22 protein-coding genes are annotated in these 25,563 nt (G+C 52.8%); 11 read left to right on the top strand and 11 right to left on the bottom strand.

Annotated elements, in window-relative coordinates:
• Positions 1–14: 14 nt before the first annotated feature.
• The 6 genes from gsiD to OGY09_RS14920 all read right to left on the bottom strand — a co-directional run bounded on the left by gsiD (position 15) and on the right by OGY09_RS14920 (position 7,266).
• Positions 15–926 carry a glutathione ABC transporter permease GsiD gene (gsiD, locus tag OGY09_RS14945; RefSeq protein WP_032942798.1) on the bottom strand — a complete coding sequence of 304 codons (912 nt, stop codon included), beginning with the start codon at positions 924–926 and terminating at the stop codon, positions 15–17.
• A 2-nt stretch (positions 927–928) separates the two neighbouring features.
• On the bottom strand, positions 929–1,849 hold the full coding sequence (gene gsiC, locus OGY09_RS14940; RefSeq protein WP_032942797.1) for a glutathione ABC transporter permease GsiC: 921 nt from the start codon (positions 1,847–1,849) through the stop codon (positions 929–931).
• 46 nt (positions 1,850–1,895) lie between these two features.
• Complete coding sequence (gsiB, locus tag OGY09_RS14935; protein ID WP_032942795.1) at positions 1,896–3,434, bottom strand: glutathione ABC transporter substrate-binding protein GsiB; 1,539 nt, start codon at positions 3,432–3,434, stop codon at positions 1,896–1,898.
• A gap of 28 nt (positions 3,435–3,462) precedes the next feature.
• A complete protein-coding gene (gene gsiA, locus OGY09_RS14930; protein ID WP_032942794.1) occupies positions 3,463–5,334 on the bottom strand; it encodes a glutathione ABC transporter ATP-binding protein GsiA in 1,872 nt (623 codons plus the stop codon).
• A complete protein-coding gene (gene iaaA, locus OGY09_RS14925) occupies positions 5,321–6,286 on the bottom strand; it encodes a beta-aspartyl-peptidase (protein ID WP_032942792.1) in 966 nt (321 codons plus the stop codon). Before iaaA ends, gsiA begins: the two co-directional genes overlap by 14 nt.
• 191 nt (positions 6,287–6,477) lie before the next feature.
• Entirely contained in the window at positions 6,478–7,266 is a 789-nt protein-coding gene (locus tag OGY09_RS14920) for an aminoglycoside nucleotidyltransferase ANT9 (protein WP_032942791.1), read from the bottom strand.
• Positions 7,267–7,440: 174 nt separating this feature from the next.
• Here OGY09_RS14920 and moeA point away from each other — a divergent pair, with 174 nt between their 5' ends.
• Positions 7,441–8,676: a molybdopterin molybdotransferase MoeA gene (moeA, locus tag OGY09_RS14915; RefSeq protein ID WP_032942789.1), complete on the top strand. Its 1,236-nt coding sequence runs from the start codon at positions 7,441–7,443 to the stop codon at positions 8,674–8,676.
• Positions 8,676–9,425: a molybdopterin-synthase adenylyltransferase MoeB gene (moeB, locus tag OGY09_RS14910; protein WP_032942788.1), complete on the top strand. Its 750-nt coding sequence runs from the start codon at positions 8,676–8,678 to the stop codon at positions 9,423–9,425. The genes moeA and moeB overlap by 1 nt, the downstream gene beginning before the upstream one ends.
• An 86-nt stretch (positions 9,426–9,511) precedes the next feature.
• Here the strand turns inward: moeB and fsa are convergent, their stop codons facing one another.
• Entirely contained in the window at positions 9,512–10,174 is a 663-nt protein-coding gene (gene fsa / locus OGY09_RS14905; protein ID WP_032942786.1) for a fructose-6-phosphate aldolase, read from the bottom strand.
• A 132-nt stretch (positions 10,175–10,306) separates the two neighbouring features.
• Between fsa and OGY09_RS14900 the strand changes: the two genes are divergently transcribed.
• The 4 genes from OGY09_RS14900 to OGY09_RS14885 all read left to right on the top strand — a co-directional run bounded on the left by OGY09_RS14900 (position 10,307) and on the right by OGY09_RS14885 (position 16,099).
• Positions 10,307–11,206 carry a glycyl-radical enzyme activating protein gene (locus OGY09_RS14900; protein ID WP_275399148.1) on the top strand — a complete coding sequence of 300 codons (900 nt, stop codon included), beginning with the start codon at positions 10,307–10,309 and terminating at the stop codon, positions 11,204–11,206.
• A 5-nt stretch (positions 11,207–11,211) separates the two neighbouring features.
• Complete coding sequence (locus OGY09_RS14895; protein ID WP_032942784.1) at positions 11,212–13,644, top strand: glycyl radical protein; 2,433 nt, start codon at positions 11,212–11,214, stop codon at positions 13,642–13,644.
• 224 nt (positions 13,645–13,868) lie between these two features.
• Positions 13,869–14,684 (top strand): Cof-type HAD-IIB family hydrolase, encoded by an 816-nt coding sequence (locus OGY09_RS14890; RefSeq protein ID WP_032942782.1) that lies wholly within the window; start codon positions 13,869–13,871, stop codon positions 14,682–14,684.
• A 152-nt stretch (positions 14,685–14,836) separates the two neighbouring features.
• Positions 14,837–16,099: a DUF1479 domain-containing protein gene (locus OGY09_RS14885; protein ID WP_032942781.1), complete on the top strand. Its 1,263-nt coding sequence runs from the start codon at positions 14,837–14,839 to the stop codon at positions 16,097–16,099.
• Between the two features lie 78 nt (positions 16,100–16,177).
• On the opposite strand, the gene OGY09_RS14880 is transcribed toward OGY09_RS14885, so the two are convergent.
• Positions 16,178–17,770, bottom strand: a complete 1,593-nt coding sequence (locus OGY09_RS14880; protein ID WP_008784214.1) for an ABC-F family ATPase — start codon at positions 17,768–17,770, stop codon at positions 16,178–16,180.
• Between the two features lie 232 nt (positions 17,771–18,002).
• On the opposite strand from OGY09_RS14880, the gene ldtB reads away from it, so the two are divergent.
• The gene (gene ldtB / locus OGY09_RS14875) at positions 18,003–18,923 is read left to right on the top strand and encodes a L,D-transpeptidase (protein ID WP_008784213.1); all 921 of its coding nucleotides are present in this window, start codon (positions 18,003–18,005) and stop codon (positions 18,921–18,923) included.
• Between the two features lie 94 nt (positions 18,924–19,017).
• On the opposite strand, the gene OGY09_RS14870 is transcribed toward ldtB, so the two are convergent.
• The gene (locus OGY09_RS14870) at positions 19,018–20,127 is read right to left on the bottom strand and encodes an anion transporter (protein WP_032942779.1); all 1,110 of its coding nucleotides are present in this window, start codon (positions 20,125–20,127) and stop codon (positions 19,018–19,020) included.
• Positions 20,124–20,597, bottom strand: coding sequence for a manganese-binding transcriptional regulator MntR (gene mntR / locus OGY09_RS14865; RefSeq protein WP_003831586.1), 474 nt, complete (start codon positions 20,595–20,597; stop codon positions 20,124–20,126). Before mntR ends, OGY09_RS14870 begins: the two co-directional genes overlap by 4 nt.
• A 186-nt stretch (positions 20,598–20,783) precedes the next feature.
• Here mntR and mntS point away from each other — a divergent pair, with 186 nt between their 5' ends.
• Both mntS and OGY09_RS14855 read left to right on the top strand, forming a co-directional pair.
• A complete protein-coding gene (mntS, locus tag OGY09_RS14860) occupies positions 20,784–20,912 on the top strand; it encodes a manganase accumulation protein MntS (RefSeq protein ID WP_003831584.1) in 129 nt (42 codons plus the stop codon).
• 276 nt (positions 20,913–21,188) lie between these two features.
• Positions 21,189–22,769, top strand: coding sequence for a phosphoethanolamine transferase (locus OGY09_RS14855; RefSeq protein ID WP_008784211.1), 1,581 nt, complete (start codon positions 21,189–21,191; stop codon positions 22,767–22,769).
• 139 nt (positions 22,770–22,908) lie between these two features.
• Here OGY09_RS14855 and ompX read toward each other — a convergent pair whose 3' ends face one another.
• Complete coding sequence (gene ompX / locus OGY09_RS14850) at positions 22,909–23,424, bottom strand: outer membrane protein OmpX (RefSeq protein ID WP_003831579.1); 516 nt, start codon at positions 23,422–23,424, stop codon at positions 22,909–22,911.
• A 411-nt stretch (positions 23,425–23,835) separates the two neighbouring features.
• On the opposite strand from ompX, the gene rhtA reads away from it, so the two are divergent.
• Both rhtA and dps read left to right on the top strand, forming a co-directional pair.
• Complete coding sequence (gene rhtA / locus OGY09_RS14845; protein ID WP_008784209.1) at positions 23,836–24,723, top strand: threonine/homoserine exporter RhtA; 888 nt, start codon at positions 23,836–23,838, stop codon at positions 24,721–24,723.
• A 303-nt stretch (positions 24,724–25,026) separates the two neighbouring features.
• Positions 25,027–25,530 carry a DNA starvation/stationary phase protection protein Dps gene (gene dps / locus OGY09_RS14840; RefSeq protein ID WP_003035253.1) on the top strand — a complete coding sequence of 168 codons (504 nt, stop codon included), beginning with the start codon at positions 25,027–25,029 and terminating at the stop codon, positions 25,528–25,530.
• Positions 25,531–25,563: the final 33 nt, after the last annotated feature.

Here is a 25,563-nt window from a genome sequence, read left to right as displayed (position 1 = left end):
ATCAGGCCTACGGTTTATCCTTTTATCTTCGGGTCCAGCGCGTCGCGCAGACCATCTCCCAGTAAGTTAAACGCCAGCACCGTCAGGAATATCGCTACCGCCGGGAAAATCGCCACGTGCGGCGCGATCACCATATCAGCGCGCGCTTCATTAAGCATTGCCCCCCACTCCGGCGTCGGCGGCTGTGCGCCTAATCCCAGAAATGACAGGCTCGCGGCAGAGATGATCGACGTGCCAATTCGCATGGTAAAAAAGACCACGATCGATGAGACCGTTCCAGGCAGAATATGGTTGAAGATGATGGTCGCATCGCTGGCACCAATACTGCGCGCAGACTCAATAAACGTCTGTTGCTTCAGCACCAGCGTATTCCCACGCACCAGGCGCGCGAAGGCTGGAATGGAGAAAATGGCCACGGCAATGATCACGTTAGCAATTCCGCTGCCCAGCACGGCGACCACGGCTATCGCCAGCAATATCCCCGGAAAGGCGAACAGCACATCGCAGATTCGCATGATCAGTCGATCCCACCAGCCTTCGTAGTACCCCGCCAGCAGACCCAGTACCGTACCAATCGCCGCGCCAATAAATACGGCAAAGACCCCTGCCGCCAGCGAGATTTGCGCCCCAACCAGCACGCGGCTAAAGATATCCCGTCCCAGTGAGTCAACGCCAAACCAGTGCAGCATCGACGGTCCGTCATTCAGACGGTCATAATCGAAGTAATTCTCGGCATCAAATGGCGTCAGCCAGCGGGCAAAAATCGCTACCACGATCAGGAGCAATACAAACAGCCCAGCGACCATCGCCATGTGCTGTCGACGGAACCGACGCCAGAACTCATGCCACGGTGTGCGTATCTGCTCTGGCTTAACAAGGGGCATCGCATTTAAAATCGCCTGTCGGCGCCAGTTAAAAAATCGCATCCTTACTTGTACCTGATAGCCGGATTAATGGCAGCGTAGAGCACATCCACCACTAAGTTAATAAGAATAAATTCCAGAGAAAACAACAGCACCTCAGCCTGAATCACCGGGTAGTCGCGCATTTCGACGGAGTCCACCAACAGTCGCCCAAGCCCGGGCCAGTTGAACACCTTCTCAACCACGATTGATCCACCAAGCAAAAAGCCAAACTGTAGTCCCATCATGGTGACCACCGGGATCATCGCATTACGCAGACCATGTTTTAACACCACCCAGGTTTCACTCACCCCTTTAGCCCGCGCGGTGCGCATATAATCTTCGCTGAGCACATCAACAAACGAGGCGCGAGTAAATCGGGCTAACACCGCAGCCACCGCCGCGCCCAGCGTAATAGACGGGAGGATGTAGTGCAGCCAGGTGTCTGCGCCCACGGTAGGCAACCAACCGAGTTCAACGGAGAATATCTGCATCAGCAGCATGCCAAGCGCAAACGCCGGGAACGAGATCCCGGTGACCGCCAGCGTCATGCTTAATCTGTCCGGCCAGCGATTTCGCCATACGGCAGCAATGATCCCCGCCGTCATACCAAACAATACCGCCCACGCCATACTGGCAATAGTCAGCCATAGTGATGGCATAAAACGACTGGCTATCTCTTCAGAAACCGGGCGACGAGAAACCATCGAGGTGCCAAAATCGCCTTGCAACACATTGGTCATGTAATGCCAGAACTGAACATGCAGCGGCTGGTCCAGACCCAGTTGCTTGCGCACCAGTTCAATAACCTCGGCGTCAGCTTCCGGTCCGGCAATCAGCCGGGCCGGATCGCCGGGTAGCAGGTGAACAAATAAAAATACCAGCACCGCAACAATCAACAGAGTTGGAATCAACCCCAGCAGGCGCTTGAAAACATAGTTAAGCATCAGGCTCCCTTCGTCGGCCCCTGTGCTAAGGGGCCGAATGCATAGCTTATTTTAAATCCGCATCATCAAAACTAAATCCGGTATCCGGCATAATCCAGAACCCGGTCAACCGGGTACTGTGCGCCGAAATCAGTTTTTCCACCACCAGCGGGATCCACGGCGACTCTTTCCAGATAATATCCTGCGCATCCTTGTACAGCTTCGCTTTCTGCGTCGGATCGTTGGTTTGCAACGCTGCAGCTAAATCACTGTCCACCTGTTTATTGCTGTAGAACGCCGTATTAAACAAAGTTGGCGGCCAGTTTTGTGATGCAAACAGCGGTGACAGCGCCCAGTCAGCTTCCCCCGTAGACGCCGACCAGCCGGTGTAGAACATCCGTACCCCACTCTCTTTCTGCGCTTTGCCTTCAACTTCCGCGGCGCGCTGACCGGCATCCATCGCTGTTACCTGAGCCTTAATGCCCACCTGCGCCAGCTGCTGCTGGGTAAATTGCAGCACTTTCTGCGCGGTACTGTGGTTATGCGAAGACCATAGCGTAGTGGTAAAACCGTTCGGATAACCTGCTTCTTTCAGCAGTTCGCGCGCTTTCGCCGGGTCGTAGGGCCACGGCGTATAGCTTTGCGCATAGGCTATCGACGGGGGGATAACGCCGGTTGCCGGCGTCGCGTAACCAGCAAAAGCCACTTTCACCAGCGCCTGGCGGTTGATGGCATAATTCAGCGCTTCACGCACCTTCGGGTTGTCGAACGGTTTTTGCGTGACGTTCATGCTGATGTAACGCTGCATAATAGACGGACTGGCCACCAGTTCCAGGTTTTTGTTCTTCGCCAACAGCGACGCCTGCTCGTATGGGATCGGGAAGGCAAACTGCGCTTCCCCAGTTTGCAGCATGGCCGCACGCGTGTTGTTGTCGGTCACCGGACGCCAGGTAATCGTATCCAGCTTTGGCAGCCCTTGCTGCCAGTAGCCCGCGAACTTCTTAACCTTCACAAAATCCGTCTGATTCCAGGTATCAAGCTGGTACGGCCCGGTCCCCACAGGATGGAAACCGATCTCCTTACCGTATTTCTCCAGCGCGGCGGGAGAAATCATCGCCGTTGCCGGGTGCGCCAGAATATTGATAAAGGCAGAGAACGGCTGTTTCAGCGTAATCTTCACCGTCGACGGATCGACGACTTCGGTTTTATCGATATTCTTATACAGGTTGTAACGTTTCAGATGGTTTTCCGGGTTACTGGCCCGATCTAGGTTAGCTTTTACCGCATCGGCATTGAAGTCGGTTCCATCCTGAAACTTCACGCCCTGGCGCAGCTTAAGGGTATAGGTCAGCCCATCATCAGAAACCGTATAACTCTCCGCGAGCACATTTTTCAGTTTCATCTCTTTATCAAGGCCAAACAACCCCTGATAAAACGACTTCGCTACCGCCTGCGACAACGTGTCATTCGCGTCATAGGGGTCGAGCGTCGTGAAATTGGACCCCACGGCTACCACTACATCTTTGGCGGCCCAGCCAGGCGATGCGGCCAGTGCAGAGACCACTCCCACAGCAACCAGCCATTTTCGAGCAACAATTTTTGTCATGTTATTCTCCTTAAACCCTGCCTGCCTGTTATAAACGCGAAAGCGCATTTTCTGGTAGCGGACGCGCAACATAATGCCCCGGACCAACTAACTGGAGTGATACGGGGGAAATCTCTTCGCCACGTTTACGAATATTGCTGGGGATATCGTCCGACAACAGCACGCGCTGGGGACGGTGATGGGATGGATCGGCGACCGGAACCGCCGCCATCAGCTTGCGAGTGTACGGATGTTGCGGATTTTCAAACACCGCCCGACGAGTGCCTATCTCAACGATCTGCCCCAGATACATTACCGCCACACGGTGACTGATCCGTTCCACTACCGCCATATCGTGGGAAATAAACAGATATGCGATCCCCAATTCTCGCTGCAGGTCGAGCATCAGGTTGATGATATGCCCACGAATTGAAACATCCAGCGCCGAGACAGATTCATCGGCAATAATCACTTTGGGATTGAGCGCCAATGCCCGTGCAATACAGATCCGCTGACGCTGACCGCCGGAAAACTCGTGCGGATAGCGCCAGGCATGCTCAGGTAGCAAGCCTACACGTTCCAACAACCATGCAACCCGTTTTGACCCCGCATCGCCCTGCAATAACCCATGTACCCGTAGCGGCTCCAGAATGGAATATCCCACGGTCTGGCGCGGATCGAGCGAAGCATACGGATCCTGGAAGATAAACTGAATATCCCGACGCAGCGGCTGCAACTTGCTGGCAGCAAGGGTATCAATACGCTGTCCGTTGAAAATGATTTCCCCACGCTGAGACTCAACCAGGCGCAGCAGCGCCCGCCCGGTGGTGGATTTCCCGCAGCCCGACTCCCCCACCAGTGAGAGCGTTTCTCCCGGCCACAGGTCAAAGCTGACGTTTTCCACTGCATGCACCTCGCGAGTCACGCGATTTAGAATACCGCTGCGCAGAGGAAAACGCGTCACCAGATTGCGTACCCGTAGGATAGGCTCGCCTTCAACCACTGTGTCCTGCTCGGTTTGCGGTTCGACATGACTGGGATCGTGCAATGAAATGAGCGGGAAACGGCGCGGAAGCTCATGCCCGTTCATCGCCCCAAGCTGCGGCACGGCTGCCAACAGCGCTTTGGTATAGGGATGCTGGGGAGCGTGAAAAATTTGTTCAACGCTGCCGGTTTCTACCGCCTCGCCCTGATACATCACCAGCACGCGGTCAGCAATATCCGCCACAACGCCCATATCGTGGGTAATGAAGATCACTCCCATCGACATATCCTGCTGCAACACTTTTATCAGTTGCAGGATCTGCGCCTGAATGGTGACATCCAGCGCGGTCGTCGGCTCATCGGCAATTAAAACCGCAGGGCGACACGACAGTGCCATGGCAATCATCACCCGCTGGCGCATACCGCCGGAAAGCTGGTGTGGATACCGCGATAAAATCGCCTTCGCCTCGGGGATACGCACCTGATCGAGCATCCGCTTCGCTTCTACCATCGCCTCTTCATGGCTGGCGCCCTGGTGCAAGCGTATAGACTCAGCAATTTGCTCGCCCACGGTAAACACCGGATTGAGCGATGTCATAGGCTCCTGGAAGATCATCGCGATATCCGCACCGCGCACGTGACGCATTTGTGATGCGCTCTGTTCACCCAGCTCAATAACCTGCCGGTTGCGGCGTCGCAGCAGCATTTCATCGCAGCTTACCTCGCCGCCTGCTTGTTCAATCAGATGCATCAGCGACAAGGCCGTTACCGACTTTCCTGAACCGGACTCACCAACAATCGCCAGCGTTTCGCCACGCTTCAGGCGAAATGACAGATTACGCACTGCGCTGACACGTTGCTGTTCCTGTTCAAAGGCAATATTCAGATTGCTGACTGCCAGCACGTCGCTGGCATCAAGCTCATCACTGTGTGGCAACGCTATCTCCTTTTTCCCGATAAATACCGGTGGTTGGCGTATCGCCTGCATATCCCCAGGCGCGGTACATGCCTTCGCTATTAAACGGCAAGGCGACATTGCCCTCATGATCGATAGCAATTAAACCGCCACTGCCGCCAAGCGCCGGTAATTTTTCCATCACTACGCGTTCACACGCTTCGGATAAACTCAGGCCGCCATAGTCCATCAACGCCGCAATGTCATAGGCCGCCAGCGCACGAATAAAGACTTCTCCGGTTCCGGTGCAGGAGACTGCCACACTTGCATTATTGGCATAACAGCCTGCGCCGACCAGTGGACTGTCCCCCACCCGACCTGGTAATTTGTTGGTCATCCCCCCGGTCGATGTTGCGGCCGCCAGATTGCCAAACATATCTAACGCGACCGCCCCCACGGTACCCATTTTGTTGTTTTCATCCAGCGGGCTCGCGCTATGGTCCAGCACCGTTTCACCCGCTGTTCGCGCCGCCAGTAGTTGAGCGTAGCGTTCTGGCGTCGAGAAAATATCCGCTGATACGCGCTCCATACCCTGCGCAATGGCAAAGTTTTCAGCCCCTTCACCGATCATCATGACGTGTGGGCTGTGTTCCATTACCAGGCGCGCCGCGAGAATCGGATTGCGTAAATGGCTGACTCCGGCGACGGCTCCCGCATTAAGCGTGTTACCGTCCATCACGCAGGCATCCAGTTCATGGGTTTCATCACGGGTATACACCGCGCCAATTCCGGCATTAAACAACGGACACTCTTCCAGTAAGCGCACGGCTTCGGTAACGACATCCAGTGCGTTACGACCGTCCTCAAGCATCCGCTGGCCGGTTTCAACGATATCCGACAGCGCCTGTATATAACGCAACTCTTGCTCCTGGCTCAGCTGCGAACGGGTGATAGCCCCTGCGCCGCCGTGAATTGCAATGACTGCTTTACCCATTTTTTTCGTCCATCAGGTGGCAGGTACCGGGGTTATAAATATCAGAATTTCTGTGACTTATTGATTCGATTTTTGAATATAGAAAGATGCAGACGTCATGTAAAGGTTAAGGCCCGTACCTCACGCCCCATCCCATCAGGTTATTTAGATGAGTTAAACAGAAAGAGTTTCTTCCAACATCGTTGAATATATTATTCAAGCCGATCGGCAATCTGTTTTTTTGCATAAAACACAAAGCGTTCAACAGATGGCATAGACGCAGCCCAGTTCTTTTTGGTTAACCCCAGGTATTCTGCACGTGCGGCTTGCAGCGTATCAGCATACTCATCGGGTAATTGCGGTATAAGCCAGGAGGCAGCTTCATCTTTAGCGACAATATTGCCCGTAACTACGCTGTACCAAATACGCGCCAGAGTAAGGATGATATTTCGCTCGTCACCCTCTAAATCGCCCGGTTTCTGCCACATATCAAGGATATGCCGAAACGTTTGCACGACATCGCTAAAAGGGATGACGTTGAATAACGTCTCAGCGGGTTCACCGAACAACGCTACGCTGGCGCGCCGGGCCTGGGTCAGCAGGATCGAAAGATCAGGATCCACCTGTCTCGGTTCAACAATTCCCGCGCGAATATCGTCACGCAACCATTCGCCAAATTGCATTTCTCTTGACGGTGGGAATCGCCACGGCACAAGTTGTGAATAGACCACGATGGTCACTTCCAGCGCCCGATAACTATCAACGCTGCCAGGCGGTGCTGATATTTCCAGAAAACCCTGCATCAGATCTTTTCTTTGACGAGTATTCAGTGGCTGCCTAATGGTAACCAGTAAATCGATATCGCTTTGGGGCTTTAAGCCACCTTCAACAGCAGAGCCATATAAATGAACAGCAACCAGGTCGCCCTCTATAATCCGCGCAATCAGTGCACTGGCGGCATTCACCTGTTGTCGAATTGAATTCGGGATAGTCGCAGCCATTTAGCCTCCTGGAAAAAAGCAGAAATAATGAGTCTATACTGCATTTTTCGTGTAGCGCTATTCTCTGGCAGAAAACCTGTCTCAGATCGGATCCTAAGCCTGAGGTAGCATACTGTCCGCGTCCATTTTCTGACATAATGAGCAGATTCGATTTTGCCCCGCAGGAGTCTTCTCATGGAATTTACCGCCGGACTGATGCCGCTTGAAACGGCTCTCTCTCAGATGCTTTCGCGTATTACCCCACTCACCGCCGTCGAAACGCTGCCGTTGGTTCAATGCTTTGGCCGCATTCTGGCCACCGACGTCATCTCCCCGATTGATGTGCCGGGATTCGATAACTCGGCAATGGATGGCTATGCGGTGCGATTAGCCGATTTACAATCAGACCAGCCTCTTGCGGTGGCTGGCAAAGCCTTTGCTGGTCAACCATTCCACGGCGAGTGGCCTGCGGGAACCTGCATCCGCATTATGACCGGTGCCCCGGTGCCTGCCGGTTGTGAAGCGGTGGTGATGCAGGAGCAAACGGAACAAACTGACGACGGTGTGCGTTTTACCGCCGACGTCCGCAGCGGACAAAATATTCGTCTGCGCGGTGAAGATATCGCAAACGGCGCGGTGGTATTCCCCACCGGAACTCGTCTGACAACCGCCGAGCTTCCGGTTCTGGCCTCGCTCGGCATTGCCGAAGTACCGGTCGTTCGCAAAGTTCGCGTGGCGTTGTTTTCCACCGGTGATGAGCTGCAACTGCCGGGTCAACCGCTGGGCGACGGGCAGATTTATGATACAAACCGTCTGACCGTTCACCTGATGCTGCAGCAGCTGGGCTGCGAAGTGATCAACTTAGGAATTATTCGCGACGATCCCAACGCGCTGCGAGCCGCATTTATCGAAGCCGACAGCCAGGCCGACGTCGTCATCAGCTCTGGCGGCGTTTCGGTAGGCGAAGCGGATTACACCAAAACCATTCTGGAAGAGCTGGGAGAAATTGCCTTCTGGAAGCTGGCCATCAAACCCGGTAAACCGTTCGCGTTTGGTAAACTGAGCAACAGCTGGTTTTGCGGCCTGCCGGGTAATCCGGTTTCTGCGGCCCTCACCTTTTATCAGCTGGTGCAACCGCTGCTGGCGAAACTCAGCGGAAACACCGCCTGTGGGTTACCTCCGCGCCAGCGCGTGCGCACAGCCTCACGCCTGAAGAAAACGCCAGGGCGTCTGGATTTTCAGCGCGGTGTATTGCAGCGTACCGCGGAAGGCGAACTGGAAGTCACCACCACCGGACACCAGGGCTCGCATATTTTTAGCTCCTTTAGCCAGGGCAACTGCTTTATCGTGCTGGAGCGCGATCGCGGTAACGTTGAGGCCGGAGAATGGGTTGAGGTCGAGCCGTTTAACGCACTGTTTGGAGGCCTGTAATGGCGGAACTCAGCGACCAGGAGATGATGCGCTATAACCGGCAAATCATTCTGCGCGGCTTCGATTTCGAAGGTCAGGAAGCGCTCAAAGATGCGCGGGTACTGGTCGTTGGTCTGGGGGGACTGGGATGCGCAGCAACTCAGTACCTTGCGGGCGCTGGCGTCGGGCATTTAACCCTGCTCGACTTTGACACGGTCTCCGTGTCGAACCTCCAACGCCAGACGCTGCACAGCGATGCAACCGTCGGGCAACCCAAAGTGCTATCCGCCCGTGACGCGCTAGCGCGGATTAACCCTTATATCGCCATTACGCCGGTGAATGCGCTGCTTGACGATAGCGAGATTCACGCGCTTATTGCCGAACACGATTTGGTGCTGGACTGTACGGATAACGTCAGCATCCGCAATCAGCTGAATGCCGGATGTTTTGCCGCCAGAGTCCCGCTGGTTTCCGGTGCAGCTATTCGCATGGAAGGACAAATTACCGTATTTACATACCAGGACGGTGAGCCCTGCTACCGTTGCCTGAGTCGTCTGTTCGGTGAAAATGCCCTAACCTGCGTAGAAGCCGGAGTGATGGCCCCGCTGATCGGCGTGATCGGATCGTTACAGGCGATGGAAGCCACTAAGCTACTGGCAAACTACGGTAAACCGGCATCCGGGAAAATCGTCATGTACGATGCCATGACCTGCCAGTTTCGCGAAATGAAGCTGATGCGCAACCCGGGGTGTGAGGTTTGCGGGCAGTAAAAAAGTCGGGTGGCGGCTTCGCCTTACCCGATCTACAACGGCTCGAACGTAGGCCGGGTAAGCGTTAGCACCACCCGGCAACAGCATCAGATCGACGTGCGACCGAATGCGCTCTGCCAGTCGTGCTCAAACTTCGCGACGGCAGCATCAACCGCCGGAGAGCTAATCATCTGCTGAGCAACGTCCAGCGGTAGCGTGATGGACTCGCAGCCCGCCAGCAGACAATCCAGTGCCTGACGCGGTGTTTTAAAACTGGCTGCCAGTACTTTGGCGTGCGGGGCATGCATTTTCAGTAACGTCTGCAGGTCGGCCACCGTCTGAATGCCATCCCCTCCTTGCGCATCCACGCGGTTAACGTATGGCGCAACGTATTCCGCACCCGCCAGAGCAGCCAATAACCCTTGAGCTGCACCGTATACCGCAGTACCCAACGTCGGGATCCCTTCTTCTTTTAGCAATTTTATAGCCGCCAGACCTTCTGCTGTCACCGGCACTTTGACCACGATATCAGCAATGATTGCCCGTAGCTTACGCGCATCGCTGACCATACCTTCGGCGGTGGTCGCCATTACCTGAGCAAACAGACGCCCTTGCCCTCCCATCGCTTCCTGCAGTTGCGGCAGTAGTACTTCCAGCGTCTGGTTCCCTGCCGCCACAATGCTCGGGTTAGTGGTCACCCCTGCCAGCGGGAAAATGCGCGCCAGAGCTTTTACCGCATCAACATCAGACGTATCTAAATAGAGTTCCATAACCTTTCCTCAAACGAATAATTAGCATGAATAAAAGGTAGCACGGCGAAACCTCACGGTTAGTTGACGCATGTCAATATAACTTTCATTCGAAAGTAATTTAATCTTTATACGAAAGAAAAGAGGTCGCTTATGATTTTCAATATCCAGCGCTACTCCACGCATGATGGCCCCGGGATCCGTACGGTGGTGTTTCTTAAGGGATGCTCCCTGGGCTGTCGGTGGTGCCAGAATCCGGAAAGCCGCGCCCGCACGCAGGACCTGCTTTATGACGCGCGTTTGTGCCTCGACGGTTGCGATCTCTGTGCTCAGGCTGCACCCGCGGTGATTGAACGGGCGCTGGGCGGATTACTTATTCATCGCGAAAAACTGACCGATGACGCTCTCACCGTACTGACCGACTGCTGTCCGACTCAGGCGTTAACCGTCTGCGGAGAGGTAAAAAGCGTGGACGATATCATGGCGACCGTATTGCGTGATAAACCGTTTTACGACCGCAGTGGCGGAGGCCTCACCCTGTCCGGCGGTGAACCGTTTATGCAGCCAGAGCTGGCAGCTGCTTTGCTCAAAGCCAGCCACGGCGCAGGCATTCATACCGCGGTGGAAACCTGTCTGCATGTCCCGTGGAAGTATATTGAACCATCATTACCTGACGTCGATTTGTTTCTCGCCGATCTAAAACACGTTGCAGATGCGCCGTTTAAACAATGGACCGATGGGCGTGCCTCTCGCGTACTGGAAAATCTAAAAAAACTGGCTGCCGCCGGTAAAAAAATGATTATCCGCGTACCGCTGATTCAGGGATTCAACGCAGACGAAGCCGCTATTCAGGCCATTACCGATTTTGCCGCCGATGAGCTTCACGTCGGTGAGATCCATTTCTTGCCCTACCACACCCTGGGCATCAACAAATACCACTTACTCAGTCAACCCTACAACGCACCGGATAAACCGCTTGATGCGCCAGCACTGCTCGAATTTGCCCAGCAGTACGCCAGCCTTAAAGGTTTAACCGCGACCCTAGGAGGATAATCACCATGACCACTCTGAAACTGGACACACTCAGCGACCGTATCAAAGCGCATAAAACGGCCCTGATCCACATCGTGAAACCACCGGTTTGTACCGAGCGCGCCCAGCACTATACCGAGATGTATCAGCAACACCTGGATAAGCCTATCCCGGTACGTCGTGCACTGGCACTAGCTCATCATCTGGCGGAACGCACCATCTGGATCAAGCATGACGAACTGATCATTGGTAACCAGGCGAGCGAAGTGCGTGCCGCGCCTATTTTCCCGGAATACACCGTCTCCTGGATTGAAAAAGAGATCGACGACCTCGCCGACAGACCGGGCGCAGGCTTTGCGGTAAGCGAAGAGAACAAACGTGTATTGCATGAGGTGTGCCCATGGTGGCGTGGTCAAACCGTGCAGGATCGCTGCTACGGGATGTTCACTGATGAGCAGAAAGGGCTGCTGGAAACCGGCATTATCAAAGCCGAAGGTAACATGACCTCCGGCGACGCACACCTGGCGGTAAACTTCCCGCTGCTGCTGGAAAAAGGTCTCGACGGCCTGCGTCACAAAGTCGATGAACGTCGCTCCCGCATCAATCTGACATGTCTGGAAGACCTCCATGGCGATCAGTTCCTGAAAGCGATTGATATCGTGCTGGAAGCCGTCAGTCTTCACATTGAGCGCTTTGCCGCGCTGGCGCGTAAAATGGCGTCCACGGAAACCCGCACCAGCCGTCGAGATGAACTGCTGACCATGGCGGAAAACTGCGATGTGATCGCCCATGAACCGCCAAAAACGTTCTGGCAGGCATTGCAGTTATGCTATTTCATCCAGCTGATCCTGCAAATTGAATCAAACGGTCACTCGGTGTCGTTTGGTCGTATGGATCAATACCTCTACCCGTTCTATCGTCGCGACGTTGAACTGAACCAGAGTCTTGATCGTGAGCACGCTATTGAACTGTTGCACAGCTGCTGGTTGAAACTGCTGGAAGTGAACAAAATCCGTTCCGGCTCCCATTCGAAAGCCTCAGCGGGTAGCCCGCTGTATCAGAACGTGACCATTGGTGGTCAAAACCTGGTCAACGGCCAGCCGATGGATGCCGTCAACCCGCTCTCCTACGCGATTCTGGAGTCCTGCGGCCGTCTGCGTTCTACGCAGCCAAACCTGAGCGTGCGTTATCACGCGGGGATGAGTAATGACTTCCTTGATGCCTGCGTGCAGGTGATCCGCTGCGGTTTCGGGATGCCAGCCTTTAACAACGATGAAATCGTCATACCGGAATTCATTAAGTTGGGCATTGAACCGCAGGATGCCTATGACTATGCGGCCATTGGGTGTATCGAAACCGCAGTCGGCGGGAAATGGGGCTACCGTTGCACCGGCATGAGCTTTATTAACTTTGCCCGCGTGATGCTGGCGGCACTGGAAGGTGGGCGTGATGCCACCAGTGGCAAAGTCTTTCTGCCACAGGAAAAAGCGCTCTCGGCTGGTAACTTCAACAATTTCGACGAAGTGATGGATGCCTGGGATACGCAAATCCGCTACTACACGCGTAAATCCATAGAAATTGAGTATGTCGTCGACACCATGCTGGAAGAGAACGTGCACGATATTCTGTGTTCCGCGCTGGTAGACGACTGCATTGAACGGGCGAAAAGCATTAAGCAAGGCGGCGCGAAGTATGACTGGGTATCGGGTTTGCAGGTGGGTATTGCCAACCTCGGTAACAGCCTGGCAGCAGTGAAGAAACTGGTCTTTGAACAGGGCGCTATTGGTCAACAACAGCTGGCCGCCGCGCTGGCCGATGATTTTGACGGTCTGACCCATGAGCAGTTACGCCAACGACTGATCAACGGCGCGCCGAAATACGGCAACGATGACGATAGCGTGGATACGCTACTGGCCCGCGCTTATCAGACCTATATCAATGAACTGAAACAATATCATAATCCGCGTTACGGACGTGGCCCGGTTGGCGGCAATTACTACGCCGGGACCTCGTCTATTTCGGCAAACGTGCCGTTCGGCGCAGCAACGATGGCAACGCCGGATGGCCGTAAAGCACACACGCCTCTGGCAGAAGGCGCAAGCCCGGCTTCCGGGACGGACCATCTCGGCCCAACGGCGGTAATTGGCTCGGTGGGTAAACTGCCGACCGGTTCGATTCTCGGCGGCGTGCTGTTAAATCAGAAGCTCAACCCGGCCACGCTGGAAAATGAATCCGATAAGCAAAAGCTGATGATCCTGCTGCGTACCTTCTTCGAAGAGCACAAAGGCTGGCATATTCAGTACAACATTGTCTCCCGTGAAACGCTGCTGGAAGCCAAAAAACACCCGGATCAATATCGTGACCTGGTGGTCCGTGTAGCAGGTTATTCCGCCTTTTTCACTGCGCTTTCTCCGGATGCGCAAGACGACATCATCGCGCGTACTGAACATATGCTGTAAACAATATTGTCGGCCGGATGAGATTCCACACCGCCATCCGGCACGCTACCCTCCCCATTGCCGGATGTGCTGATGCTTATCCGGCCTACAACGATTCTTCCCGTAGCCGGGTAAGGCAAAGCTACCATCCGGCTTTTTACTTTCATTCGAAATTAAATTTGTGCTACAGGTCACATTGTTATTAGAATGTTTCTGGTTGCAGTAATCGCCAGGAGCCTATCTTTATGACCATCAAAGTTATCGTCACCGATATGGACGGAACTTTTCTCGACGACGCCAAGAAATACGATCGTGCACGTTTTATGGCGCAGTATCTGGAACTGAAAAAACGAAATATCGAATTTGTCGTGGCCAGCGGTAACCAGTATTACCAGCTGATCTCCTTTTTCCCGGAGCTCAAAGAGGAAATTTCTTTTGTCGCTGAGAACGGGGCTTTGGTCTTTGAACATGGCAAACAGCTGTTTCACGGCGAGCTTACCCGCCACGAATCCCGTATTGTCATTGGTGAACTACTAAAAGATAAGCAGCTCAACTTTGTGGCTTGTGGGCTGCAAAGCGCTTACGTTAGCGAAAATGCGCCGGAGTCCTTTGTCGCATTGATGTCAAAACACTACCATCGCCTGAAACCCGTAAAGGATTATCAGGATATCGATGATGTGCTGTTCAAGTTCTCGCTAAATTTACCGGACCAACAAATCCCATTGGTTATCGATCACCTGCATGCTGCGCTGGACGGCATTATGAAGCCCGTCACCAGCGGCTTCGGGTTTATCGATCTGATCATTCCGGGCCTACATAAAGCCAACGGGATCAGCCGCCTGCTTAAACGCTGGAACCTGTCACCGCAAAACGTAGTCGCCATTGGCGATAGCGGAAACGACGCGGAAATGCTGAAAATGGCGCACTACTCTTTCGCCATGGCCAACGCGGCAGAGAATATCAAAGCGATTGCTCGCTATCAGACCGACGACAACAACCATCAGGGCGCGCTGAACGTAATTCAGGCTGTGCTGGATAACACCTCCCCTTTTAACGTCTAATCCTGCCAACCGGGGTATCCCTCATCCCGGTTTTCATACTTTTTCTATTTTGCTCACTCCATCAAGTTTTAAACTTGCGTTAACTAAATTTTAACTTATATTATCATCTGTAAGTTATTTAAGTTTCGAATGAAAGTTAATGCGAGGTGGATATGGCTTTTACTTTTACCAGCGACACGCTGCCCGCCGATCACAAAGCGGCAATCCGGCAGATGAAACACCAACTGCAGGCACAGCTTGGGGATGTTCAGTTAATCTTCAATCAGTTGAGCGATGCTATCGCCACCCGCGTGGCGGAAATCAACGCCCTCAAAGCGCAAGGTGCCCCGGTGTGGCCGGTGATATCTTATGCAGATATCAAAGCGGGCCACGTAAGTGCAGAGCAGCGTGAAGAAATTAAGCGTCGCGGATGCGCAGTCATTAAAGGTCATTTCCCTCGCGAACAGGCTCTCGGATGGGACAGCTCAATGCTGGACTATCTGGACCGCAACCACTTTGACGACGTCTATAAAGGACCCGGCGATAATTTCTTCGGTACTCTGAGCGCATCACGGCCTGAAATCTACCCCATCTACTGGTCCCAGGCGCAGATGCAGGCCCGCCAGAGTGAAGAAATGGCCAATGCACAGTCGTTCCTCAATCGTTTGTGGACCTTTACAAGCGAAGGTAAACAATGGTTTAACCCGGATATCAGCGTTATTTACCCTGACCGCATTCGCCGTCGACCGCCGGGAACCACGTCCAAAGGGCTGGGCGCGCATACGGATTCCGGCGCGCTGGAACGCTGGCTTCTTCCGGCATATCAGCAGGTCTTTGCTCATGTTTTCAATGGCAAGCTGGAAGATTACGATCCGTGGCAGGCGGCGCATCGCACCGAGGTAGAAGAGTACACGGTGGATAACACCACCAAATGTTCGGTATTCCGTACCTTCCAGGGCTGGACTGCATTGTCCGATATGCTGCCAGGTCAGGGATTGTTGCATGTGGTCCCGATCCCTGAAGCGATGGCGTATGTGCTGTTACGCCCATTGCTTGACGATGTGCCAGAAGATGAACTTTGCGGCGTTGCGCCCGGCCGGGTGCTGCCGATTTCCACGCAATGGCATCCTCTGCTGATTGAAGCGTTAACCAGCATTCCACAACTGGACGCCGGAGACTCCGTCTGGTGGCATTGTGATGTGATTCACTCCGTCGCACCGGTGGAAAATCAGCAGGGTTGGGGTAACGTGATGTACATTCCTGCCGCACCGATGTGCGAAAAGAATCTGGCCTACGCCCACAAAGTGAAGGCCGCGCTGGAAAAAGGTGCGTCGCCGGGTGATTTTCCACGGGAGGATTATGAAACTAACTGGGAAGGACGCTTCACGCTGGAGGATTTGAATATCCACGGTAAACGCGCGCTGGGGATTGTTTAATTTTATATCCCCTTATCCCTAAGTATCTCGTGTTACAGGTGCAACCATCACACCTGTAACACGAGAACGACGGGAGACTTATTCGACGCCTTTACTACGCAGGTAATCTTCGTAGTTACCGGTGAAGTCGATTACGCGTTCCGGCGTAATTTCAATCACGCGGGTTGCCAGCGAGCTGACGAACTCACGGTCGTGAGAAACGAAGATCAGCGTGCCCTGGTACATTTCCAGCGCCATGTTCAGCGACTCGATAGATTCCATATCCAGGTGGTTGGTCGGTTCATCCATAACCAGAATATTCGGTTTCTGCATCATCAGCTTACCGAACAGCATGCGTCCTTTTTCACCACCGGAGAGCACTTTCGCAGGTTTCTTGATATCGTCCTGGCTGAACAGCAGACGACCAAGGAAGCTACGTACTACCTGCTCATCATCGCCTTCCTGCTTCCACTGACTCATCCATTCGAAAACAGTCAGATCGTTTTCGAACTCGTATTCATGATCCTGCGCGTAGTAACCGACCTGGGCGTTTTCAGACCACTTAACGGTACCGTTGTCCGGCTGCAAGTCGCCAACCAACGTTTTCAGCATAGTGGATTTACCCACGCCGTTGGCACCAATGATGGCAACCTTCTCCCCTACTTCCAGCAGCAGGTTGAAGTTTTTAAACAGCGGGCCTTCATCAAAACCTTTCGCCAGCGCTTCCACTTCCAGCGCGTTACGGAACAGTTTCTTATCCTGTTCGAAGCGGATGAACGGGTTCTGACGGCTGGACGCTTTCACTTCGTCGAGCTTAATCTTATCAATCTGACGCGCACGAGAAGTCGCCTGTCGAGATTTAGACGCGTTGGCGCTAAAGCGGCTGACGAAGGATTGCAGATCGGCAATCTGTGCTTTCTTCTTGGCGTTATCGGCCAGCAGACGTTCACGCGCCTGGGTTGCCGCCGTCATGTATTCGTCGTAGTTACCCGGATAAACACGCAGTTCGCCGTAGTCCAGATCCGCCATGTGCGTACAGACCATGTTCAGGAAGTGACGGTCGTGCGAAATGATGATCATGGTGCTGTCACGCTCGTTCAGCGTCTGCTCCAGCCAGCGGATGGTGTCGATATCCAGGTTGTTCGTTGGTTCGTCGAGCAGGAGAATGTCCGGGTTAGAGAACAGCGCCTGCGCCAGAAGCACACGCAGCTTCCAGCCGGGCGCGACTTCGCTCATCGGGCCGTAATGCTGTTCTACCGGAATACCTACGCCCAGCAGCAGTTCACCCGCACGCGCTTCCGCAGAGTAGCCGTCCATTTCGCCATACTGAACTTCGAGGTCAGCAACTTTATAGCCGTCTTCTTCGCTCATCTCGGCCAGAGCGTAAATGCGATCGCGCTCCTGCTTCACTTCCCACAGTTCAGCGTGACCCATGATCACGGTGTCGAGCACGGTGAACTCTTCAAAGGCGAACTGATCCTGGCGCAGCTTACCAATGCGCTCGTTAGGATCGAGGGAAACGTTACCCAGCGTCGGTTCGAGATCGCCGCCGAGAATTTTCATAAAAGTGGATTTACCGCTACCGTTCGCGCCAATCAGGCCGTAACGGTTGCCGCCGCCAAATTTGACGGAAATATTTTCAAACAGCGGCTTACTGCCGAACTGCATGGTGACGTTGCTGGAAACTAACACTGGCGTATCCTGAAAGAGAAAGAAATATGTGACAAACCGCTTATTATGCCATAAGTCTACAAGAAGATCGCGTCTTCATGCGGAAGGGGAAAAGTGAAACCAAAAGGAAAAAAATGTGATTTAGTACACATCCGAATTCCTTGTTGCTCAGATTGCACATATAATGCGTGCCCAACACTACATAAATCTCAACCCACTAGCCTGCCTGGCACTGAATCTCGCATACATGAATATGAATATGAAATTAACAACGCTTTTCGCGGCGGCACTCGCAATAGTTGGTTTTTGTAATACCGCTTCAGCCGTCACGTACCCGCTGCCGACTGATGGTAGCCGTTTGATTGGCCAAAACCAGGTCATTACTATTCCTGAAGGCAACACCCAACCGCTGGAGTATTTTGCGGCAGAGTATCAGATGGGTCTGTCTAACATGCTGGAAGCCAACCCGGGCGTGGATACCTTCCTGCCGAAAGGCGGCACCGTGCTGAACATTCCTCAGCAGTTGATCCTGCCGGATACCGTGCATGAAGGTATTGTTATCAACAGCGCTGAAATGCGTCTGTACTACTACCCGAAAGGCACCAACACCGTAATTGTTCTGCCGATCGGTATCGGCCAGCTGGGCAAAGACACGCCAATCAACTGGACAACCAAAGTAGAACGTAAAAAAGCAGGCCCAACCTGGACGCCAACGGCGAAAATGCATGCGGAATACCGCGCTGCGGGCGAGCCGCTGCCAGCCGTTGTTCCGGCAGGTCCGGATAACCCGATGGGGCTGTACGCGCTGTATATCGGTCGCCTGTATGCCATCCACGGCACCAATGCTAACTTCGGCGTAGGCTTACGCGTCAGCCACGGTTGCGTGCGTCTGCGTAACGACGACATCAAATTCCTGTTTGAAAATGTGCCAGTCGGCACCCGCGTACAGTTTATTGATGAGCCGGTAAAAGCCACTACCGAACCAGACGGCAGCCGTTACATCGAAGTACATAACCCACTGTCTACGACTGAAGCACAGTTCGAAGGCGGAGAAATCGTACCGATTACCCTGACCAAGAGCATTACCAGCATCACCGGTCAGTCTGACGTCGATCAGGCCGTCGTTGAGCAGGCGGTACAGAACCGTTCAGGTATGCCGGTTCGTTTGAACTAATCTGCTATATATGCCCGATGGCGCTACGCTTATCGGGCCTACCAACGCAGTAGGCCGGATTAGGCGCCAGCCGCCATCCGGCACATCACATCAATTACATCAACAGCAGCAAACCATACCCCACCAGCGCCGCCCATATCAGCATCGGTACCGAATACCAATGAAAACGCCACCAGATCCGTCGGTCGTTTGCCATCCGTAACGCAATGAGATTCGCCAGCGATCCCGGCAACAGACCAAAGCCGCCCACATTAACCGCCCAGGCCAGCAGCAGCGTCGGCGGGACATAGTTCAGCAACAAAATCGTACTGGGCACATTACTGATAAATTGCGACAGGCCAATAGCCGTTAACCAAAGTCCCGGTGCTGAGAGCGTGCCAATCTGGTGGGAAATCCCCTGCAAGGCCGGGAGCTGCGTCAGCAAATGCACATCAATGAACATCGCCATAAATACTAACAGCAACGTCCAGTCCACGCTGAGGATCACGCGACGCGCCAGTACCATGAACCCTGCCGCCACAATAGCCAGACCCCACAGCTCTTGCTTTAACTCCAGCGCCGCCAGGAAGATGATATACAGCGCCAGACAACTCCATACCAGGCGTGGTTGCCAGTCAGACGCGCGCGTACCGGTATGATAGTGCAACGCTTTATGCGGGAAACTGAACCAGCACAGCACCACCAGCGTCAGCATCATGGCCCCCGCAAGCGGCGCCATTTGCCAGGTAAACGCGGTAAACGATAAGCCTGAGCGTCCCCACATCAGAATGTTTTGCGGATTACCTATTGGCGTGAGCAACGATCCGGCGTTTACCGCCAGCGCCTCAAAGATAATCAGGCGATTCACCGGAATGGCACATAATTTTTTCAGGGTGATGGTCAGCGGAACAACAATAAACAATGCAACGTCGTTGGTCAGAAACGTCGACAACAACGCCGCCGCCAGCACCATAAATATCGCCAGCTGGCGCTCTGTTTTGAAGCGGCGGGTCATCTTGCGACCTAACACATCGAAATAACCGCTTAGCTCCACGCCTTTGGTCAGTAACATCAGGCCGCTAAGCGTGATAATCGTGTGCCAGTCAATTGCCCCTGGCCAGGACCGGGGCGTAAAGGGCGTGAACAGACTCAGTACAACCCCAACGATGATTAACAGCTGGAAAAAACGATCGCGCTGTAAGGCACGTAATAAAGGAAAACTCATTCAGAGCCAGTTCCTTGCTGTTGCGTAAACCGGCTAAAAGCCTCCAGCGTTTCCTTACTGACGTGATGCTCCATCCCCTCCGCGTCGCGACGGGCAATTTCCGGGCTGATGCCTAACATCAACAGGAAATTTTCCACAATCTGATGACGTTCCCGGCTCTCCTGGGCTAGTCGTTCACCTTCTGCGGTTAAAAACACCCCACGCCACGGGATCATTTCAATCAATCCGACTGAAGCAAGGCGCTTAAGCATTTTAGCAACCGTCGGCTGGGAAACCCCAAGTCGCGCGGCCATATCCACCTGGCGCGCTTCACCCACCTCAATAATGAGATCGGAAATCAGCTCTACGTAGTCATCAATCAGTTCGCGGCGATGCGCCTCCCGGACCTGACGAAACCCTTCAACGTGTTCTTCGACATTCACCAATTGCGTCACTTTTTTTGTTGTTGGCATACCTGCGCGACGACTCATTCTGCTTCCTCGTTACTGTGACGCGTTAACGGCATCTGATTAGAGAGCGCTCATTGTAAACCAGAGTTGCGTGGGCACAAAAAATTAACGTTTTAGCAATAGCTATATAATATAGCCTGTGCTATATCTGTATATAATAAAGACATCCCTCAAGGACTGATGGGATTGTGAAGTCAGGAGGTTTACATGAATGAATTTAAGAGGTGCATACGCGTGTTTAGTCACTCTCCCTTTAAAGTACGGTTGATGCTGATCTCTATGCTGTGTGACATGATTAACAGCAAACCAGAGCAGGATAAACCTTCAGAAAAATAATGCGGCGTCGCGGTACGCCGCTTCACTTTCCTGCCGTCATTCGGGTACGGTGGTGGTTTTCGTCTCAATAACCCTTCTTTTTGTCAGTTTTGCCACGTCCCTCGCAAAACAATTTCTTTGTAGTAGTTGACCTTCTCTTGCGCACACTCTATCTTTTCGCAGCCCTGCGTATATTGCGGCTCGCGGATGCGGACCCTATCCCTCTTCTCGCTCTCTCAGGCAGGCAATGACCCTTAGCGCCAGGGTAAGCACATGGCGTTTTTGTATTAGTGGCGTATGAATTTAACCCTCAAAGATTCAATCATTGCTCGCAGTCGGGCTATTAGTCCGTGGACTGGCCTCTATTTCTTACAGTCTCTGCTAATAAACCTTGCTCTGGGCTATCCGCTTAGCCTGCTCTATAGCGTTGCTTTCACATGTATATTGATGCTGCTGTGGCGTAGCGCGCCGCGCGCGCAGAAGGCACTGATTGGCATTTGCTCACTCATTGCGGCAATGTACTTTCCGTTCGGCCAGGCTTACGGCTCACCGAACTTCAATACCTTACTGGCGCTGCACTCAACCAATATGGAAGAGTCAACCGAGATCCTGACCATCTTCCCCTGGTACAGTTATCTGGTTGGAGTGTTTATTTTTGCCCTTGGCGTTATCGCCGTACGCCGTAAAAAAGATGTGCAGCAGCGCAGCTGGAATAAGTTCGACAGCATTTGTTTGCTGTTTAGCGTTGTCGCATTCTTTGTTACCCCGGTACAAAACCTGGCCTGGGGCGGCGTGTTTAAGCTGAAAGATACCGGTTATCCGGTTTTCCGTTTCGCCAAGGACGTTATCGTCAATAACAACGAAGTGCTCGACGAACAAGAGCGTATGGCGAAACTGTCGAGCGTAAAAGACAGCTGGACGGTAACCGCCGTGAAGCCGAAGTATCACACCTACGTCGTGGTTATCGGCGAAAGCGCCCGCCGCGATGCGTTAGGCGCATTTGGCGGTCACTGGGATAACACCCCGTTTGCCAGCTCCGTTAACGGCTATCTGTTCACAGATTACATTGCGGCCAGCGGTTCAACGCAAAAATCGCTCGGCTTAACGCTTAATCGGGTAGTGGATAATAAACCCCAGTTCCAGGATAACTTTGTCACCCTGGCTAACCGCGCGGGCTTCCAGACATGGTGGTTTTCCAATCAGGGACAGATTGGTGAATACGATACGGCCATCGCCAGCATTGCGAAGCGCGCTGATGAGGTTCAGTTCCTCAAAAGCGGTGACTTCGAAGCGGATAAAAACACCCGTGACGAAGCGCTGTTGAAGATGACTGCCCAGGTGCTGGCAACCGAGCGCACCCAGCCACAGCTCATCGTGCTGCATTTAATGGGCTCGCATCCGCAGGCCTGTGACCGAACACAGGGTAAATACGAGACTTTCGTCCAGTCAAAAGAGACATCTTGTTATCTGTACACAATGACACAGACGGATAACCTGCTGCGCCAGCTTTACGAGCAGTTACGTAACAGCGGTAATAGCTTCTCGATGGTCTATTTCTCCGATCATGGCCTCGCGTTTAAAGAGCGGGGAAAAGAGGTGCAGTACCTGGCGCATGACGATCAGTTCCAGCAGAATTTCCAGGTGCCTTTCATGGTGCTGTCGAGCGATGATAAAGCGCATCGGGTGATTAAAGCCCGTCGCTCCGCCAATGATTTCCTCAGTTTTTTCTCGCAGTGGACAGGGATCAGCGCAAAGGAAATCACCAACAGCTACCGCTTTATCTCAGAGAAAAAAGCCGGGCCGGTGTACATCACCAACTTCAAACTGCAGAAGGTGGACTACAACCATCTGGGTACCGATATTTTCTCAACCAAATAATACGTTGTCGGCCGGATAAGGCATTTTGCTACCGATGCCTGATGCGCTGCGCTTATCAGGCCTACAACGACATTCCTTCCTGCATTACACGCAAAAAAAATCCGCCCCAAGAGGCGGATTTTTCATATCACCGAAGTGATTAGAAGCGGTAACCCACGCCAGCAATCCAGGTGCCAACGTCAACGCTACGAATACGGCTCTGCTCGTAGGAGAAGTCCAGAGCAACGTTTTCAATCGGGTTGAACTGCAGGCCCGCACCGTAAGAGAAACCGTAGTCGCTGGTGCTGTGGTTGTAAGTCGAAGATTCTACGTTCTGGAATTTACCGTAACCAACACCCACAACGCCGTAGATGCTTGCCCAGTCGTTCAGACGGTAAGCCGGACCAGCAGTGATGCCGTAGTATTGGGTTTTGTTGTAGTCGCCAGAAGCATCGGTACGGTCTTTTTCAGTGTAAGTGAAGGAACCGATGACACCCAGCGGGTTGTTGTCCTGCTCGTAGCGATACTTCAGGTTGAAACCGTTCATTTTGTTTGCTGCGCCCTGAGCATCGCTCTGAGCGTAACCACCGGTAACGGTAGAAGTAGCAGCTACAGCAGTACCTGCGGAGAAAGCCAGAACAGCGGCCAGTGCTGAAAGACATGCAATTTTTTTCATAACCACCTCAAATGTGCTTCAAGTAAATCTTAAGTTTTAAATATACCAAAAATTGATGGGAAACTCTTTGCGATTCGCGATGTCTAACGGGGTCTTTCATGTAACAGAACATTTCAAAAACCCGCTATCTCTTTCAATTAACATCACTTTTTCAACTGAAAATACCATTATTGCGCGCACAATATGGCACATTCATCCAGAACATTCCTAATCACACAGATTATTAATCCATCATTTTCATGCCATTGTACGGAACTGAGCAATTTTTTTTTCAACGAATACTCAACCAGTTGAGCGTAATTCCATTACACTCGCTGTTTTACTTTTCTATACATAAAATCATCTGCGTCGTAACAATGCTGAAGCGTGGCACAGATGGAGACGTGTAATCATCATTTGACAGGAGAAAGGATGCCGGGGTTGTCACGTAAAGCGCCAGTCTGGTTGCCTATTTTGGTTTTGCTTATTGCTATGTCCTCCATTCAAAGCGGAGCATCACTGGCAAAATCGTTGTTTCCACTCGTCGGTGCGCCGGGCGTTACCGCGCTGCGCCTTGCGCTGGGTACGCTCATTCTTATCGCTTTCTTTAAGCCCTGGCGTTTACGATTCGCTAAAGAACAACGCCTGCCGCTACTGTTTTATGGCCTGTCTCTGGGCGGGATGAACTACCTTTTCTACCTGTCAATCCAAACCGTCCCACTGGGAATCGCCGTGGCGCTGGAATTTACCGGCCCGCTCGCGGTAGCACTGTTTTCATCCCGACGCCCGGTGGATTTCATTTGGGTTGCGTTGGCAGTGCTCGGGCTCTGGTTCCTGCTGCCTCTGGGTCAGGACGTTTCTCACGTAGATTTAACCGGCGCAGCGCTGGCGCTGGGGGCTGGCGCCTGCTGGGCCATCTATATTCTTACCGGGCAGCGAGCCGGGGCGGAACACGGTCCGGCAACCGTCGCAGTAGGGTCATTCATTGCAGCTCTGGTATTTGTACCAATCGGCGCACTCCAGGCCGGAGATGCCCTGTGGCACTGGTCCATACTGCCGTTAGGTCTGGCCATTGCAGTCCTCTCTACTGCGCTTCCCTATTCACTGGAGATGATTGCATTGACGCGCCTGCCTACGCGTACTTTCGGTACATTGATGAGCATGGAACCCGCGCTGGCAGCGGTTTCCGGAATGATCTTCCTCGGTGAAACGTTGACGCTTATCCAGACGCTCGCTCTGGGCGCCATTATTGTCGCATCAATGGGCTCTACGCTCACTATTCGTAAAGAGCCACAAATAAAACAAGTCGACGTGAATTAACCACGTATTATTCTGCATGGTTTGCATAATCATGCAGAATATCCAATTGTAAATCTGCGTGATAATAATTCTAATAAATATAATTTTCTCATCCGCATATTTCATTTAATCTTAAAATTAACATAAAAATAACACCACGCAAGTAACAAAACCCTCATCACATTGATTTTATTTGATATTTTATATTCACCCTCGTCTTCACTATTAAAGTGATAGGCAACACCGGAAACAAAAATCCAAATTTAGCGCTATACTTAATTCCGTTGAAGAGTTGGGACATAAATATCAAGAGGATATGAAAATATGAGTACCGCGAAACTGGTAAAAACAAAAGCATCCGCCCTCCTTTATACCCGCAACGATGTGTCTGATAGCGAAAAGAAAGCGACCGTAGAACTGCTGAATCAGCAAGTAATCCAGTTCATTGACCTGTCATTGATCACCAAACAGGCTCACTGGAACATGCGCGGTGCAAACTTCATTGCAGTACATGAAATGCTGGATGGCTTCCGTACAGCCCTTACCGATCACCTCGACACCATGGCTGAACGCGCCGTACAGTTGGGCGGTGTGGCACTGGGCACAACTCAGGTTATTAACAGCAAAACGCCTCTGAAAAGTTACCCGCTGGATATCCATAGCGTACAGGACCACTTAAAAGAGCTGGCCGAACGTTATGCCGTAGTTGCAAACAGCGTACGTAAAGCTATCAGCGAAGCAAAAGACGAAGATACCGCGGATATCTTTACCGCAGCTTCTCGCGACCTCGATAAATTCCTGTGGTTTATCGAAGCCAACATTGAGTAACAGCAGACATAAGAATTACCTATATAACCCTCG

This window comes from Citrobacter sp. Cpo071, assembly GCF_030332765.1.
GTDB classification, from domain to species: domain Bacteria; phylum Pseudomonadota; class Gammaproteobacteria; order Enterobacterales; family Enterobacteriaceae; genus Citrobacter; species Citrobacter portucalensis.
Note: the sequence above shows the minus strand (reverse complement) of the source record. Positions and strands in the feature narration are given on the sequence as shown.

Bases quoted from the DNA above. Each gene is read 5' to 3' on its own strand.
- ompX (WP_003831579.1), bottom strand. From the start codon at position 23,424: ATGAAAAAAATTGCATGTCTTTCAGCACTGGCCGCTGTTCTGGCTTTC.
- fsa (WP_032942786.1), bottom strand. From the start codon at position 10,174: ATGGAACTCTATTTAGATACGTCTGATGTTGATGCGGTAAAAGCTCTG.
- dps (WP_003035253.1), top strand. From the start codon at position 25,027: ATGAGTACCGCGAAACTGGTAAAAACAAAAGCATCCGCCCTCCTTTAT.
- mntS (WP_003831584.1), top strand. From the start codon at position 20,784: ATGAATGAATTTAAGAGGTGCATACGCGTGTTTAGTCACTCTCCCTTT.
- gsiC (WP_032942797.1), bottom strand. From the start codon at position 1,849: ATGCTTAACTATGTTTTCAAGCGCCTGCTGGGGTTGATTCCAACTCTG.
- OGY09_RS14895 (WP_032942784.1), top strand. From the start codon at position 11,212: ATGACCACTCTGAAACTGGACACACTCAGCGACCGTATCAAAGCGCAT.
- gsiD (WP_032942798.1), bottom strand. From the start codon at position 926: ATGCGATTTTTTAACTGGCGCCGACAGGCGATTTTAAATGCGATGCCC.
- mntR (WP_003831586.1), bottom strand. From the start codon at position 20,597: ATGAGTCGTCGCGCAGGTATGCCAACAACAAAAAAAGTGACGCAATTG.
- OGY09_RS14920 (WP_032942791.1), bottom strand. From the start codon at position 7,266: ATGGCTGCGACTATCCCGAATTCAATTCGACAACAGGTGAATGCCGCC.
- OGY09_RS14855 (WP_008784211.1), top strand. From the start codon at position 21,189: ATGAATTTAACCCTCAAAGATTCAATCATTGCTCGCAGTCGGGCTATT.
- iaaA (WP_032942792.1), bottom strand. From the start codon at position 6,286: ATGGGTAAAGCAGTCATTGCAATTCACGGCGGCGCAGGGGCTATCACC.
- OGY09_RS14870 (WP_032942779.1), bottom strand. From the start codon at position 20,127: ATGAGTTTTCCTTTATTACGTGCCTTACAGCGCGATCGTTTTTTCCAG.
- moeA (WP_032942789.1), top strand. From the start codon at position 7,441: ATGGAATTTACCGCCGGACTGATGCCGCTTGAAACGGCTCTCTCTCAG.
- gsiB (WP_032942795.1), bottom strand. From the start codon at position 3,434: ATGACAAAAATTGTTGCTCGAAAATGGCTGGTTGCTGTGGGAGTGGTC.
- OGY09_RS14900 (WP_275399148.1), top strand. From the start codon at position 10,307: ATGATTTTCAATATCCAGCGCTACTCCACGCATGATGGCCCCGGGATC.
- ldtB (WP_008784213.1), top strand. From the start codon at position 18,003: ATGAATATGAAATTAACAACGCTTTTCGCGGCGGCACTCGCAATAGTT.
- OGY09_RS14890 (WP_032942782.1), top strand. From the start codon at position 13,869: ATGACCATCAAAGTTATCGTCACCGATATGGACGGAACTTTTCTCGAC.
- OGY09_RS14885 (WP_032942781.1), top strand. From the start codon at position 14,837: ATGGCTTTTACTTTTACCAGCGACACGCTGCCCGCCGATCACAAAGCG.
- moeB (WP_032942788.1), top strand. From the start codon at position 8,676: ATGGCGGAACTCAGCGACCAGGAGATGATGCGCTATAACCGGCAAATC.
- rhtA (WP_008784209.1), top strand. From the start codon at position 23,836: ATGCCGGGGTTGTCACGTAAAGCGCCAGTCTGGTTGCCTATTTTGGTT.